The sequence below is a fragment of the Pseudomonas sp. R15(2017) genome (assembly GCF_002112685.1).
Classification (GTDB): Bacteria; Pseudomonadota; Gammaproteobacteria; order Pseudomonadales; family Pseudomonadaceae; genus Aquipseudomonas; species Aquipseudomonas glycinae.
Map to the genome: position 1 here is coordinate 161,087 of NZ_NEII01000007.1, position 14,336 is coordinate 175,422.

Genomic DNA, 14,336 nt, shown 5'->3' on the forward strand with positions numbered 1-14,336 from the left:
GCATTTTAGCAGAGCGCATGGCTGTCGGTAAGCTGCGATTTTCAGTGCATTTCTATCGAAGTGATAGATATCAGCCGCGCTCGGGCTGGAAGCGCACCACAAACCCCTTGAGGTTCTGCTGGCGGCTCAACAGATCGCGCAGACGATCGGCTTCGGCGCGCTCGATCAGCGGGCCGACAAATACCCGGTTCTTGCCATCGGCCGAACGGATATAAGCGTTGTAACCCTGGCTGCGCAGGGTTTTCTGCAGACTTTCGGCGCTGGCGCGGCTCGACAGACTGGCCAATTGCACCGACCAGCTCACCGACAGGCCATTGGCATCGATGCGGCTCTGGGTGGTATCCGGCTTGGTAGACAATGCAGCGATCGGCTGGGCCGGGGCCGTGGTTGGCTTGGCCGCTGGAGCCGGAGCAGGCGCCGGCGCAACCGGTTTGGCCACCGGCGCCGGAGCCGGGGCTGGCGCGGCGGAAGCAATCGGCGCCGTTGGCACAGCCTGCTCGGCGACTTCGTCATCGCTCGGCACTGGCTCTTGCGGCAGAACCTGAGGCTCCGGCACCGCAACGGTTTCCATCTGGATCTGCGCCACGGCGGGCGCCTGCGGCGCAGCCGGCGCCTCGACGGTCACCTGACGCTGTTCATCCTGACGGGAAAACAGCATCGGCAGGAAAATCACCGCCAGCGCCACCAGCACCAGGGCACCGACCATGCGCTGCTTGTACGCTTTATCCAGCAAAGCCATTTGCCGCTTCCTCCGTGGAGCGCCGAGACAGCCATTCAAGGGCCTCGGCGACACAATAAAATGATCCGAACAGCAAGATCTCGTCGTCGCTGGTGGCCACTGCACACTGCCCTTCCAGGGCGGCCGCCACGCTGTCATAAGACGTGACCGAGGCGCCAAGGTTCTGCAATGCCTGTTTCAATTCATCCACCGGACGCGAACGCGGCGAATCCAGCGGCGCCACCGCCCAGTGCTGGACGCTGGCATTCAACTCACCGATGACACCGTCCAGATCCTTGTCCGCCAACAGGCCGAACACCGCCAGACGCTTGCCGACCGGTGGACGAGCCGCCAGACGCCGCGCCAGGTACTCCGCCGCATGCGGGTTATGGCCAACATCCAGCAGCAGGTTCAGACGTTTGCCGTTCCATTCGAACGAACGACGATCAAGACGACCGACCACGCGAGTCGCCTGCAACGCCGCAGCAATCTGCCCGGCATCCCACGGCAAACCGAGCAGCAGATAAGCCTGCAACGCCAGCGCAGCGTTTTCCATCGGCAGATCAAGCAGCGGCAAATCGCGCAGCTCGACAATCTGACCGTCAGTATCGGTACCGCGCCACTGCCAGAATTGATCAGTGATGCCGAGATCGAAATCGCGCCCGCGCAGGAAGAACGGACAAGCCAGCTCGCGCGCCTTGTCCAGCAGGGGTTGTGGAGGATTCAGATCGCCGCACAGCGCAGGTTTGCCCTGACGGAAAATCCCGGCCTTTTCAAAGGCCACGGATTCGCGGGTATTGCCCAGGTAATCGGCATGATCGACACCAATGCTGGTGACCAGCGCGATATCGGCATCGACCACGTTGACCGTGTCCAGACGCCCGCCCAGCCCGACTTCCAGCACCACCGCGTCGAGCCCGGCCTGTTGAAACAGCCAGAACGCCGCGAGGGTGCCCATTTCGAAGTAAGTCAGGGAAGTGTCGCCGCGCCCCGCTTCGACCGCCGCGAAGGCTTCGCACAGCTGCGCGTCAGTGGCTTCGACGCCATTGAGCTGCACCCGCTCGTTGTAACGCAGCAGGTGCGGAGAATTGTAGACACCAACGCTCAGGCCCTGCGCCCGCAGCAATGAAGCCACGAAAGCGCAGGTCGACCCCTTGCCGTTGGTGCCGGTGACCGTAATCACCCGTGGCGCCGGCTGGCCCAGTCCCATGCGGGACGCTACCTGTTGCGAACGCTCCAGCCCCATGTCGATGGCCGATGGATGCAACTGTTCAAGGTAGGCGAGCCACTCGCCAAGGGTGCGCTCGGTCATACGTTGGCAGGCACCGGCGGAACGACGATCGGCTCGATCGGCGCAGCAACGAATTTAGGCGTCGGTTTGCCGGTCAGTTGCGCCAGCAGGTTACCCAGACGCGGACGCAGTTCGCGACGGTCGATGATCAGGTCGATTGCACCGTGCTCCAGCAGGAACTCGCTGCGCTGGAAGCCTTCCGGCAGTTTTTCACGCACGGTCTGCTCGATCACGCGCGGACCGGCGAAGCCGATCAGGGCTTTAGGCTCGCCGACGATCACGTCGCCCAGCATCGCCAGACTGGCGGAAACGCCGCCGTAGACCGGGTCGGTCAGCACGGAGATGAACGGAATGCCTTCTTCACGCAAACGCGCCAGCACGGCCGAGGTCTTGGCCATCTGCATCAGCGAGATCAGCGCTTCCTGCATCCGCGCGCCACCGGAAGCGGAGAAGCAGACCATCGGGCAACGGTTTTCCAGCGCGTAGTTGGCGGCGCGCACGAAGCGCTCACCAACGATGGCGCCCATGGAACCGCCCATGAAGCTGAATTCGAACGCCGAAACCACGACCGGCATGCCCAGCAGGGTGCCGCTCATGGACACCAGTGCGTCTTTCTCGCCGGTCTGTTTCTGGGCAGCGACCAGACGGTCCTTGTACTTCTTGCCGTCACGGAATTTCAGACGGTCAACCGGCTCCAGATCGGCGCCCAGTTCGGCACGGCCTTCGGCGTCCAGGAAGATGTCGATGCGCGCACGTGCGCCGATGCGCATGTGGTGGTTGCACTTAGGGCAAACGTCCAGGGTCTTTTCCAGCTCCGGACGATACAGCACAGCCTCGCAGGACGGGCATTTGTGCCACAGACCTTCAGGGACCGAGCTCTTTTTGACCTCGGAACGCATGATCGAAGGGATCAGCTTGTCTACCAACCAGTTGCTCATGCTTTCTTTCTCCAGTACCGGCGGCCCGAACGCTCTGGTTCGCGGCCCCGCGTATGCCCTTCAGCTAAATTCATGTGTGGCGATGATCGGCCGGGCTGCCGGGTCAGCGGAACTGACCTGCGTACACCCCGAAAAGACCCTCAGCCTCTTTTCTACAGAGCTGTGGACGGCGGCAGTCTGCCAGCCGTCACATCAGCGTACGGCGTTGATGAATGCACGAATCTTTGCGTGATCCTTGATGCCCTTGCTCGCCTCTACCCCGCCGCTGACATCCACGGCATACGGCCGCACTTGGGCGATCGCATCGGCGACGTTCTCCGGCGTCAGGCCGCCGGCCAGAATCAACGGTTTGCTCAAGCCTTGCGGAATCAATGACCAGTCGAACGCCTCGCCGGTTCCGCCGGGCACGCCTTCGACATAAGTGTCGAGCAGCACGCCGCTGGCACTTGGGTAGGCATCGCAGGCAGCGGCAATGTCATCGCCCGCCTTGACCCGCAAAGCCTTGATGTACGGCCGGTGCCAGCCTTCACACTCGGCGGCGGTTTCGTCGCCGTGGAACTGCAACAGATCCAGCGGCACGGCATCGAGGATTTCCCCGAGCTCGCAGCGGCTGGCATTGACGAACAGCCCGACCGTGGTCACGAACGGCGGCAATGCGGCGATGATCGCCCGCGCCTGCTGCACGGTCACGGCCCGGGGACTTTTAGCGTAGAACACAAAACCGATGGCATCGGCCCCGGCCTCGACGGCTGCCAACGCATCTTCCATGCGGGTAATCCCGCAAATCTTGCTGCGAACGGCTGACATGTCGATAAAAACCCCAAGGCAAATCCGAGAAAGTCCCGGATGGTAACAAATGCGTTCGAGGGCGTCAGCCGTCAAGATCCGCGAAACCCGTAAGGAAATGTGGCCCGATGAAACGCTCGGGCAACGGGAACTCGTCGTGATACTCGACCTGCACCAGATACAGGCCGAACGGATGCGCCGTGACCCCGCCGGAACGCCGCTCACGGCTCTCCAGCACTTCTTTCATCCACTCCACCGGCCGCTCGCCGGCACCGATGGTCATCAGCACGCCGGCGATGTTGCGCACCATGTGGTGCAGGAACGCGTTGGCGCGGATGTCCAGAACGATCATTTTGCCGTGACGGGTCACGCGCAGGTGATGCATCTGCTTGATCGGCGACTTGGCCTGGCACTGGCCGGCACGGAAGGCACTGAAATCATGGGTACCGATCAGGTACTGCGCGGCCTCGGCCATGCGCTCGACGTCCAGCGGACGGTGATTCCAGGTGATTTCTTCGTTGAGATGCGCCGGGCGGATCTGATCGTTGTAGATCACATAGCGATAGCGCCGGGCAATCGCCTTGAATCGCGCATGGAAATGCGCCGGCATGACCTTCGCCCAACTGACGCTGATGTCGTGGGGCAGATTGATGTTGGCGCCCATGACCCAGGCTTTCAGCGAGCGGTCGACCTGGGTATCGAAATGCACCACTTGCCCGCACGCATGCACACCGGCGTCGGTGCGCCCCGCGCATTGCAGCGAGATCGGCGAGTCGGCGACCTTCGACAGGGCTTTTTCCAGGGTTTCCTGCACGGTGAGCACACCGGTGGACTGACGCTGCCAGCCGCTGTAGCGCGAGCCCTTGTATTCAACGCCCAGCGCGACGCGGAAAAAGCCTTCGGGTGCCATTTCGGCGGCCGGGTTATCTATGTTTGCCAAGTCGGTACAGCCTGCTGATCTACAAAGGCGGGCATTATAAGGCGGCGGGACGGGGAAACCAGACCCAAACAAAAACGGCAGCCTCATGGGCTGCCGTTTTGCTTAGCGCTGAATGCCGACTCAGGCCAGATGCGAAAGCATTTCGCTCGCTTCGCTCTTCTGCTTGTCGTTGCCCTCGCTGATGACTTCATTGAGGATGTCGCGCGCACCGTCGTTGTCGCCCATGTCGATGTAGGCCTGCGCCAGATCGAGCTTGGTCGCGGCTTCGTCGGTGCCGGACAGGAAGTCGAAGTCATCCTCACCCAGATCATCACCCAACGCAGCATCAGCTTCGGTGAAGCTTGGCTCGTTGATGCTGCTCGACAGACGATCCAGCTCAGCGTTGACGTCGTCCAGCTCGGCGGCGAACGCGTCCGGCTCGGCTGGTGCAGCGTCCATTTCGTCAGCCAGGGACAGGTCGAAATCGGCTGGCAGTTCCAGATCGTCCTGCGGCACGTCGGTCACGGCCGGGGTTTCGACCAGCGGCAGATCCTTCACGCCTTCGTCCAGATCCAGCAGGAAGTCATCGTCTGCCAACTCGACCGGCGCAGGCGCAGGATCGGCACCGAGGTCCAGATCCAGGTCGAAGTCCGACAGGTCGTCGAGGTTTTCCTTGATGTCGGTCTGCTGTTGCAGCACCGACTCGAAGCTCAGGTCGTCGTCAGTCGGGAATGCGTCCAGCTCGACCGGCGTTTCCGGCTCGACAGCCGCCACAGGTTCAACTGGCGTGATGTTGTCGAGATCGTCGAGGCTCAGGTCGAAAGCGCTGTCCAGATCGTCATCTGCCGCAGCAGAAGCAGCCGGCGCTTCAGGCTCGTCGAGCAGCAGCTCCTTGACGTATTCCGCGTCCAGTTCGGCGGCAATCGCCGCTGCCGCCAGACCGCTGGCCGCGACGACCGCCATGGCCGGGAAGCGGCTTTTCAGCTCTTCGACCTTGGCGAAGTTGTCGCCATTGGCAACCAGTTGACGCTCCTGACCGACGAAGGCATCGCGATCACCCTGGCGACCGTAAACCTCCATCAGCTTCAGACGCAGATCGCTGCGCTGCGGCTCCAGGCTCACGCCCTCCTCCAGCAACGCGGCGGCTTGATTCAAACGACCGCCGTCGATGTGCGACTGCGCCTTGTCCAGCACGTCGTCGGAACGCTCGGCGGCCGGCGCCACCAACGGCGCGGCGATCGGCTCGGCCATCACGACGGGCGCAACTACAGCAGCGGCGGCAGGCGCCGCTGCTGGAGCTGGAGCCGGGGTCAGCTTGACGCTGGCGGCTGGCACCTCCAGACCTTCGAAGCTGCTTTCCGGCAGATCGAGATCCTGGGAGAAGGACTGCTCCTCCAGCGCACGTGCCATACGCAGGTGTTTTTCGGCTTCCTGTTGCGCCTTGCGGCGACGGGCCAGCAGCAACAACAGGAGCAGCAGGACCACTGCACCGCCACCGACCAGACCCAACAGGATTGGATTGGTCAGCAGTTCGTTGAAGGTTTTCTCGTCATTGACGGCGGGCGTGGTTTCAACCACAGGCTCGACAACCGGCTCGACCGGGGCCGGAGCAGCAGCCTCAGGCGCAGGTGCGACTGGCGCAACCTCTGCTGGAGTCGCCGGTGGCGTGGTTGCCAGCTCCGCAGTGATCGCAGGAACAACAGGGGCCGTTGTGGCCGGAGCCGAGCCCGAACCTTCGGCCTGCATCTTCGCCAGTTGATTGTTCTTCAGCTCGATCAGGCGTTGCAGCTTGTCCAGCTGGCTTTGCAGATCGGCCATGCGGCTTTTCAGCTCTTCGTTGTCACGACGGGTGGTGTCGAGACTTTCCTGAGTGACCGCCAGTTTGTTGCTCAGGGCCTTGGCATCGCCGGCCGGACCCTTGCCACGCGCCTTGGCGCTTTCGGCTGACACCAGGCTCAGGTTGTCCTTGGCGTTTTGCGCAGCACCGGTATTGGCGCGACCACGATTGGTCGCATCGAGCTGCTGCTGACCGGTGCCCGGCTTGGCCACATAACGACGACCCTGCCGCCAGGCTTCGTTCTGCGCCGCCACTTCGGCAATCGCTTTGGACTGCGGCAGTGCGGTGCTTTGCACCTGATCCGGCAGACGCAGCACCTGACCGGTTTTCAGGCGGTTGATGTTGCCGCCGATGAACGCGTCCGGGTTCAAGGCCTGGATCGCCAGCATGGTCTGCTGCACCGAACCGCCGGTGCGCGCCTTGGCGGCGATTTCCCACAGGGTGTCGCGCGGCGTGGTGGTGTGGGTTGAATGCGTGGCGCCGGTGGTCGGAGCGGTGATGGTTTGCGCCGGCGCAGGCTGGGCGGCGGCATCAGCGGTCTGCGGCGAGAACTTCGATGGATCCAGCAGCACGCTGTAATCACGCAGCAGACGGCCGTTGGGCCACATCACCTGCACGAGGAATTTCACCATCGGTTCCGACAGCGGCTTGCTCGACGTTACACGCAGCACGCTTTTGCCGCTGGCGTTGAGCACCGGGGTGAAGGTCAGATCATTGAGGAAGGCCTGGCGATCGACGCCAGCCTTGGCGAAATCTTCCGGCGAGGCCAGGCTCGGCACCACTTCGGCAGCGGTCAGATCCTTGACATCGAGCAGCTCGATTTCCGCCACCAGCGGCTGGTTCAGGGTCGACTTCAGGGTCAGCTCCCCGAGCCCGAGGGCATGCGCCATACCGGAGGACAGCGCCGAGGCGGCCGCTATTGCTAACACCAGTTTGCGAACTTGAACCATAGCCTCTTCCTTTGTTTGAACGTTCCTCGGCCAGCGAGAAGATGTTGATAGTCGCTGCCGTAAGGCATTGCGCGCGACGACGACAGCATGCCGCGCGCGATCATTTCTTTGATGCCCCGGAAAGTCCCGGAGGGTGTCGCGTCATCAAGCGATCTGGCCAAGCATAGCGCCCGGCTAGAATCAGTCGACAAATTGTTGCCAAGTATCTTTTACAGCAGGTCTTTTATCAACAACTCGGCGACCTGCACGGCGTTGAGGGCCGCACCTTTGCGTACGTTATCTGACGTCAGCCACAGATTAAGTTCCGACGGCTCGTCGACACCGGCGCGCACCCGCCCGACGTAGACCACGTCCTGCCCGACCGCGTCACCGACGGCGGTCGGATAATCGCCGGCCTCGACCAGCTCGATACCCTCGGCCTCTTCAAGCGCGGCGTTGACCTTTTCCAGGTCGACCGCGCTCGCTGACTGCAAGGTCACGCTAAAGCTATCGCCAAAAAACACCGGGGCTTGAACGCAAGTTGCGGAAATCTTTAATAAAGGCTTGGCCAGCACCTGACGCAGCTCGCGCACCAGACGTTTTTCCAGCAGCGTGTGACCTTGCGCGTCGGGCGTTCCGACCTGGGCCAGCAGGTTGAAAGCCATCTGCCGGTCGAAGAATGTCGGCTCCAGCGGACGCATGTTCAGCAGCTCGGCGGTCTGGCGCGCCAGTTCGGTCACGGCTTCGCGGCCCTGGGCGGAAACCGCCAGATTGGCGGTGACGTGCACATATTGCAGCTCGATCAGATCGAGCAGCGGCGCCAGCACCACGGCCAATGTGGTGGCCGACGGGCTCGGGCTGCTGACCTGGAACGGTGCTTTCAAACCGGCCAGCACCTCGGCATTGGCTTCCGGCACCACTTGCGGCGCCTGATCCGCCGGCAAGGCGCCGGACAGATCAACCAGCGAGCAACCCGCCGCGTGAGCGCGGGCGGCGTAACTCAGGGTGATGGCAGGGCCGGCGGCGAAGAACGCCAGCTTGACCTTGCTGAAATCGAACTCGTCGACTTCACGCACGCGCACGTTCTTGTTGCGAAACAGCACCGAGCTGCCGGCCGATTCGCTGCTGGCCAACAGGTGCAAGGTGCCGACCGGGAAGTCGCGCTCCTCGAGAATCTGCACGAGGGTTTCGCCGACAGTACCGGTGGCGCCGATCACGGCAATATCAAGGGTCTGGGTCATGTTGCTACCTCTGGCGAAACGGGGGAGCGGCACTTTACCGGCAGACTGGCGCACAGGCAATTTCTGCCGGGGATTAGCGCCACCTGTACCGACCTCATCGCTGGCAAGCCAGCTCCCACAGGTTTCTATGGTGCAATAAAAACCGGGGCCGACACCAAACACTGTGGGAGCTGGCTTGTCAGCGATGGGGCCAGACCAGGCACCCGAGCACAGTCAGGCATAAAAAAACCGTACCTCTCACAAGGCACGGTTTTTTTCACAGCTTCAAGCGATCAACGCTCAAGCAGGATCCGCAGCATGCGACGCAGCGGTTCGGCCGCGCCCCACAGCAGTTGGTCGCCGACGGTGAAGGCACCGACGAACTGCGACCCCATGTTCAGCTTGCGCAGACGACCGACCGGTACGTTCAGGGTGCCGGTAACTTTCGTCGGACTCAGCTCCTGCATACTGATATCGCGATTGTTCGGCACCAGCTTGACCCAAGGGTTGTGCTGACTGATCAGCCCTTCGATGTCGGCGATCGGCACGTCTTTGTTCAGCTTGATGGTCAGCGCCTGGCTGTGGCAACGCATGGCGCCGATGCGCACGCAGATACCGTCGACCGGGATCGGGCTCTTGAAGCGACCGAGGATCTTGTTGGTCTCGGCCTGGGCCTTCCACTCTTCGCGGCTCTGGCCATTCGGCAGTTCCTTGTCGATCCACGGGATCAGGCTGCCGGCCAGCGGTACGCCGAAGTTTTCGGTCGGGTACGCGTCGCTGCGCATGGCTTCGGCCACACGACGATCGATGTCGAGGATCGCGCTGGCAGGATCGGCCAGTTGATCGGCGACAGCGGCGTGGGTCGCGCCCATCTGCTTGATCAGTTCACGCATGTTCTGCGCGCCGGCACCGGACGCCGCCTGATAGGTCATGGCGCTCATCCACTCGACCAGACCGGCTTCGAACAGACCGCCCAGGCCCATCAGCATCAGGCTGACGGTGCAGTTGCCGCCGATGTAGTTCTTGGTGCCCGCGTCAAGCTGCTGGTCGATGACCTTGCGGTTGACCGGATCGAGGATGATGACGGCGTCGTCGTTCATCCGCAGGCTCGAGGCCGCGTCGATCCAGTAACCCTGCCAGCCGGCTTCGCGCAGCTTCGGGAACACTTCGCTGGTGTAGTCGCCGCCCTGGCAGGTCAGGATCACGTCGAGGGTCTTCAGCTCTTCAATGCTGTAAGCGTCCTTGAGCGGAGCAATGTCCTTGCCCACGGACGGGCCTTGGCCACCGACATTGGAAGTGGTGAAAAACACCGGCTCGATAAGATCGAAATCCTGCTCTTCCAGCATCCGCTGCATGAGCACGGAACCGACCATGCCGCGCCAACCGATCAGACCTACACGTTTCATCGCAACTACACCTTCTTGAAAAGTGGGCCGCTGCTTTGTATTGAATTTCGCAGCGGGCCCGAGAGATTACAGATTCCGCAGCGCGGCGACTACTGCGTCACCCATTTCCTGCGTACCGACTTTAGTGCAACCGGTCGAAAAGATGTCGCCGGTGCGCAGGCCTTGATCCAGCACTACGCTGACCGCTTTTTCGATGGCATCCGCCGCTTCGTGCAGATTGAAGCTGTAACGCAGCATCATCGACACCGACAGAATGGTCGCCAGCGGGTTGGCGATGCCTTTGCCCGCGATGTCTGGCGCGGAACCGTGGCAAGGCTCGTACATGCCCTTGTTGTTGGCGTCCAGCGAGGCCGACGGCAGCATGCCGATAGAGCCGGTGAGCATCGACGCTTCGTCGGACAGGATGTCGCCGAACATGTTGTCGGTGACGATCACGTCGAACTGCTTCGGTGCACGCACCAGTTGCATGGCGGCGTTGTCGACGTACATGTGGCTCAGTTCGACGTCCGGGTAATCCTTGGCGACCTGCTCGACCACTTCACGCCACAGTTGGCTGGACGCCAGCACGTTGGCCTTGTCCACCGAGCACAGCTTCTTGCCACGCACGCGGGCCATGTCGAAACCGACACGGGCGATGCGGCGGATTTCACTCTCACTGTACGGCAGGGTGTCGTAGGACTGGCGCTCGCCGTTTTCCAGGGTACGGGTGCCGCGCGGCGCGCCGAAGTAGATGCCGCCGGTCAGCTCACGGACGATCAGGATATCCAGGCCGGCAACGATTTCCGGCTTCAGGCTCGAAGCGTCAGCCAGTTGCGGGTACAGGATCGCCGGACGCAGGTTGCCGAACAGGCCCAGTTGCGCACGGATTTTCAGCAGGCCGCGCTCAGGGCGGATATCACGCTCGATGGTGTCCCATTTCGGGCCGCCGACGGCGCCCAGCAGCACGGCGTCGGCGGCACGGGCGCGATCGAGGGTTTCGTCGGCCAGCGGCACGCCGTGCTTGTCGATGGCGGCGCCACCGATCACGTCATGGCTCAGCTCGAAGCCCAGGCTGTACTTGTCGTTGGCCAGCTCCAGCACCTTGACCGCTTCGGCCATGATTTCCGGACCAATACCGTCGCCTGGGAGAATCAGAATCTGCTTGCTCATGCTTTCCTCGTGTCTTTAGTCGGTGCGCCATCGACTGGCGCGCCCGGAAAAATACTTATCGTTTCAGGATTACTTTTCAGCCCAGAGCACCAGTACATCTGTACTGAACGAACCATCGGCCTCAATTTCAAAATAATCGCGTACTTCGTTGCCCATTGATTGCTGCAACTGGCGGATCGCGGCGCGCATCACTTCAGGCGTGCGCATGCGCTCGACCCAGCTGGTGTACTCCAGACGCAGGCGCTGACGCGTGGTGCTGCGGGTGTGCAGCCCGGCTTCGCTGACCTGGCGCAACCACTCACCGGCCGAATAATCGCGCACATGACTGGTGTCGCGCAGCACTTCGACGCTCTGCAAATAGGTGTCGAACAGCGGACTGCCCGGCGACAGCACATCGATGAACGCCGCCACGCCACCTGGCTTCAGCACCCGGCGCACTTCGCGCAAGGCCACGCCGAGGTCACTCCAATGGTGCGCCGAATAGCGGCTGAACACGAAGTCGAATTCGCCATCGGCAAACGGCAGACGCTCGGCGGCGCCGTTGACCGTGGACACGTTGCTCAAGCCGCGATCAACGGCAGCGGCGGCCACCACGTCGAGCATCTGCTGCGACAGGTCATAGGCCACCACTTCTTTCACCAACGGGGCGACGTGAAAACTCACGTGCCCGGCGCCACAACCCAGATCCAGTACCCGTGCCTCGCCCTGCCCCGCCAGCTCAGCCTGCAGCAGCGCAAATTCAGTGCCTTGAGCGTGAACGGCGCTGCTCAGGTAGGCGGCGGCCTGTTCACCAAATTGCTTTTGTACAACCTGACTGTGGGCGGTGCTGGTCATGGGGACTTCCCTTTGATCTTGGGTTGCTTGATCCGGCCTCATCGCTGGCAAGCCAGCTCCCACAGGTTTGATGAACACCGCAAACATTGTGGGAGCTGGCTTGCCAGCGATGGGGCCGGACCTGACTACATCAATCTCGAATCAATCACGCGTCGCGGAACAACCATGGCTGGCTCGCGCGATGTTTGGCTTCGAATGCGGCAATCGCATCGCCGTCCTGCAGGGTCAGGCCGATGTCGTCCAGGCCGTTGAGCAGGCAGTGTTTGCGGAAGGCGTCGATCTCGAAGCGATAGACCTTGCCGTTCGGGCTGGTCACGGTCTGCTCGTGCAGATCGATCTGCAACTGATAGCCCGGCGCGGCTTCGACCTGTTTGAACAGCTCGTCGACTTCGGCGTCGCTCAGGATGATCGGCAGCAAGCCGTTCTTGAAGCTGTTGTTGAAGAAGATGTCGGCATAGCTCGGCGCGATGATGCTGCGGAAACCGTACTCTTCCAGCGCCCACGGCGCGTGTTCACGGCTGGAGCCACAACCGAAGTTCTCGCGGGCCAACAACACGCTGGCGCCTTGATAACGCTCGGCGTTGAGCACGAATTCCTTGTTCAGCGGACGTTTGGAGTTGTCCTGATACGGCTGACCCACATCGAGGTAACGCCACTCGTCGAACAGATTCGGGCCGAAACCGGTGCGTTTGATCGATTTCAGAAACTGCTTCGGAATGATCTGGTCGGTGTCGACGTTGGCACGATCCAGAGGCGCAACGAGACCAGTGTGCTGGGTAAAAGCTTTCATGCTGCGCTCCTTTAGATCAATTCACGAACGTCGATGAAACGACCGTTCACCGCCGCCGCAGCGGCCATGGCCGGGCTGACGAGGTGGGTACGGCCACCGGCGCCCTGACGGCCTTCGAAGTTACGGTTGGACGTCGAGGCGCAATGCTCGCCGGACTCCAGACGGTCCGGGTTCATCGCCAGGCACATCGAGCAACCCGGCTCGCGCCACTCGAAACCGGCTTCGAGGAAGATCTTGTCCAGACCCTCGGCCTCGGCCTGAGCCTTCACCAGACCCGAACCCGGCACCACGATGGCCTGCTTGATGGTCGACGCAACCTTGCGGCCCTTGGCGATCACCGCCGCTGCGCGCAAGTCTTCGATCCGCGAGTTGGTGCAGGAGCCGATGAATACGCGGTCGAGCTGAATGTCGGTGATCGCCTGATTGGCGGTCAAACCCATGTATTTCAAGGCGCGGACGATCGAGTCGCGTTTGACCAGATCCATCTCTTTAGCCGGATCCGGCACGTTCTGATCAACGGCCAAGACCATTTCCGGCGAAGTGCCCCAGCTGACTTGCGGCTTGATCTGCGTGGCGTCGAGCTCGACCACGGTGTCGAAATGCGCATCGGCGTCGGACACCAGATCTTTCCAGGACTCGACAGCCAGATCCCACTCGGCACCTTTCGGTGCGAACGGACGACCCTTGACGTAATCCACAGTCTTCTGGTCCGCCGCCACCAGGCCCACGCGGGCGCCGGCTTCGATGGACATGTTGCAGATGGTCATGCGGCCTTCGATCGACAGATCGCGGATCGCGCTGCCGGCGAACTCGATCGCATGGCCGTTACCGCCAGCGGTGCCGATCTTGCCGATCACCGCGAGAACGATGTCCTTGGCGGTCACGCCGAACGGCAATTGGCCTTCGACGCGCACCAGCATGTTCTTCATTTTCTTGGCGACCAGGCACTGAGTGGCGAGCACGTGCTCGACCTCGGAAGTGCCGATACCGTGGGCCAAGGCGCCGAACGCGCCGTGGGTCGAGGTGTGCGAGTCGCCGCAGACCACGGTCATGCCCGGCAAGGTCGCGCCCTGCTCCGGGCTGATCACGTGAACGATGCCCTGGCGCACGTCGTTCATCTTGAATTCGACGATGCCGTATTCATCGCAGTTGTCGTCGAGGGTCTGGACCTGCAAACGCGAAACCTGGTCGGCAATGGCTTCGATGCCGCCCTTGCGCTCCGGGGTGGTCGGTACGTTGTGGTCCGGGGTGGCGATGTTGGCATCGATGCGCCACGGCTTGCGTCCGGCCAGACGCAGGCCTTCAAAGGCTTGCGGCGAGGTCACTTCGTGAATGATGTGACGATCGATATAGATCAGCGCCGAGCCATCGTCGCGCTGCTTGACCAAATGCGAATCCCAGAGCTTGTCGTAGAGCGTTTTGCCGGCCATCAGACGGTTCCTCATCAGCTTGTTTCTATGCCCTGGGCTTATCAATAACCCTTTGGCTTGTGAGGCCGATCCTATGGGGTTAGATTAAA

The 14,336-nt window shown here is 62.1% G+C and carries 12 protein-coding genes; all 12 read right to left on the reverse strand.

Annotated features, from left to right (window positions below; all coding sequences use genetic code 11):
- Positions 1–70: 70 nt before the first annotated feature.
- Positions 71–739, reverse strand: coding sequence for an SPOR domain-containing protein (locus tag CAF77_RS16050; RefSeq protein WP_064378842.1), 669 nt, complete (start codon positions 737–739; stop codon positions 71–73).
- Entirely contained in the window at positions 723–2,030 is a 1,308-nt protein-coding gene (gene folC, locus CAF77_RS16055; protein WP_064378841.1) for a bifunctional tetrahydrofolate synthase/dihydrofolate synthase, read from the reverse strand. The genes CAF77_RS16050 and folC overlap by 17 nt, the downstream gene beginning before the upstream one ends.
- Positions 2,027–2,947 carry an acetyl-CoA carboxylase, carboxyltransferase subunit beta gene (accD, locus tag CAF77_RS16060; protein WP_064378840.1) on the reverse strand — a complete coding sequence of 307 codons (921 nt, stop codon included), beginning with the start codon at positions 2,945–2,947 and terminating at the stop codon, positions 2,027–2,029. Before accD ends, folC begins: the two co-directional genes overlap by 4 nt.
- A 192-nt stretch (positions 2,948–3,139) precedes the next feature.
- A complete protein-coding gene (locus CAF77_RS16065; RefSeq protein ID WP_064378839.1) occupies positions 3,140–3,754 on the reverse strand; it encodes a phosphoribosylanthranilate isomerase in 615 nt (204 codons plus the stop codon).
- A gap of 64 nt (positions 3,755–3,818) precedes the next feature.
- On the reverse strand, positions 3,819–4,643 hold the full coding sequence (truA, locus tag CAF77_RS16070; protein ID WP_064378838.1) for a tRNA pseudouridine(38-40) synthase TruA: 825 nt from the start codon (positions 4,641–4,643) through the stop codon (positions 3,819–3,821).
- Between the two features lie 150 nt (positions 4,644–4,793).
- Positions 4,794–7,439 (reverse strand): FimV/HubP family polar landmark protein, encoded by a 2,646-nt coding sequence (locus CAF77_RS16075; protein WP_064378837.1) that lies wholly within the window; start codon positions 7,437–7,439, stop codon positions 4,794–4,796.
- 209 nt (positions 7,440–7,648) lie between these two features.
- Positions 7,649–8,659 carry an aspartate-semialdehyde dehydrogenase gene (locus CAF77_RS16080; protein ID WP_064378836.1) on the reverse strand — a complete coding sequence of 337 codons (1,011 nt, stop codon included), beginning with the start codon at positions 8,657–8,659 and terminating at the stop codon, positions 7,649–7,651.
- A gap of 272 nt (positions 8,660–8,931) precedes the next feature.
- Positions 8,932–10,044, reverse strand: coding sequence for an aspartate-semialdehyde dehydrogenase (asd, locus tag CAF77_RS16085; protein WP_003226428.1), 1,113 nt, complete (start codon positions 10,042–10,044; stop codon positions 8,932–8,934).
- Between the two features lie 66 nt (positions 10,045–10,110).
- Complete coding sequence (gene leuB, locus CAF77_RS16090; RefSeq protein ID WP_085655206.1) at positions 10,111–11,193, reverse strand: 3-isopropylmalate dehydrogenase; 1,083 nt, start codon at positions 11,191–11,193, stop codon at positions 10,111–10,113.
- Between the two features lie 69 nt (positions 11,194–11,262).
- Positions 11,263–12,027 carry a class I SAM-dependent methyltransferase gene (locus tag CAF77_RS16095; RefSeq protein WP_085655207.1) on the reverse strand — a complete coding sequence of 255 codons (765 nt, stop codon included), beginning with the start codon at positions 12,025–12,027 and terminating at the stop codon, positions 11,263–11,265.
- A 145-nt stretch (positions 12,028–12,172) separates the two neighbouring features.
- Positions 12,173–12,817, reverse strand: coding sequence for a 3-isopropylmalate dehydratase small subunit (leuD, locus tag CAF77_RS16100; protein WP_007956446.1), 645 nt, complete (start codon positions 12,815–12,817; stop codon positions 12,173–12,175).
- Between the two features lie 11 nt (positions 12,818–12,828).
- Positions 12,829–14,247, reverse strand: a complete 1,419-nt coding sequence (gene leuC / locus CAF77_RS16105; protein WP_011333350.1) for a 3-isopropylmalate dehydratase large subunit — start codon at positions 14,245–14,247, stop codon at positions 12,829–12,831.
- Positions 14,248–14,336: the final 89 nt, after the last annotated feature.

Bases quoted from the DNA above. Each gene is read 5' to 3' on its own strand.
- CAF77_RS16050 (WP_064378842.1), bottom strand. From the start codon at position 739: ATGGCTTTGCTGGATAAAGCGTACAAGCAGCGCATGGTCGGTGCCCTG.
- folC (WP_064378841.1), bottom strand. From the start codon at position 2,030: ATGACCGAGCGCACCCTTGGCGAGTGGCTCGCCTACCTTGAACAGTTG.
- accD (WP_064378840.1), bottom strand. From the start codon at position 2,947: ATGAGCAACTGGTTGGTAGACAAGCTGATCCCTTCGATCATGCGTTCC.
- CAF77_RS16065 (WP_064378839.1), bottom strand. From the start codon at position 3,754: ATGTCAGCCGTTCGCAGCAAGATTTGCGGGATTACCCGCATGGAAGAT.
- truA (WP_064378838.1), bottom strand. From the start codon at position 4,643: ATGGCACCCGAAGGCTTTTTCCGCGTCGCGCTGGGCGTTGAATACAAG.
- CAF77_RS16075 (WP_064378837.1), bottom strand. From the start codon at position 7,439: ATGGTTCAAGTTCGCAAACTGGTGTTAGCAATAGCGGCCGCCTCGGCG.
- CAF77_RS16080 (WP_064378836.1), bottom strand. From the start codon at position 8,659: ATGACCCAGACCCTTGATATTGCCGTGATCGGCGCCACCGGTACTGTC.
- asd (WP_003226428.1), bottom strand. From the start codon at position 10,044: ATGAAACGTGTAGGTCTGATCGGTTGGCGCGGCATGGTCGGTTCCGTG.
- leuB (WP_085655206.1), bottom strand. From the start codon at position 11,193: ATGAGCAAGCAGATTCTGATTCTCCCAGGCGACGGTATTGGTCCGGAA.
- CAF77_RS16095 (WP_085655207.1), bottom strand. From the start codon at position 12,027: ATGACCAGCACCGCCCACAGTCAGGTTGTACAAAAGCAATTTGGTGAA.
- leuD (WP_007956446.1), bottom strand. From the start codon at position 12,817: ATGAAAGCTTTTACCCAGCACACTGGTCTCGTTGCGCCTCTGGATCGT.
- leuC (WP_011333350.1), bottom strand. From the start codon at position 14,247: ATGGCCGGCAAAACGCTCTACGACAAGCTCTGGGATTCGCATTTGGTC.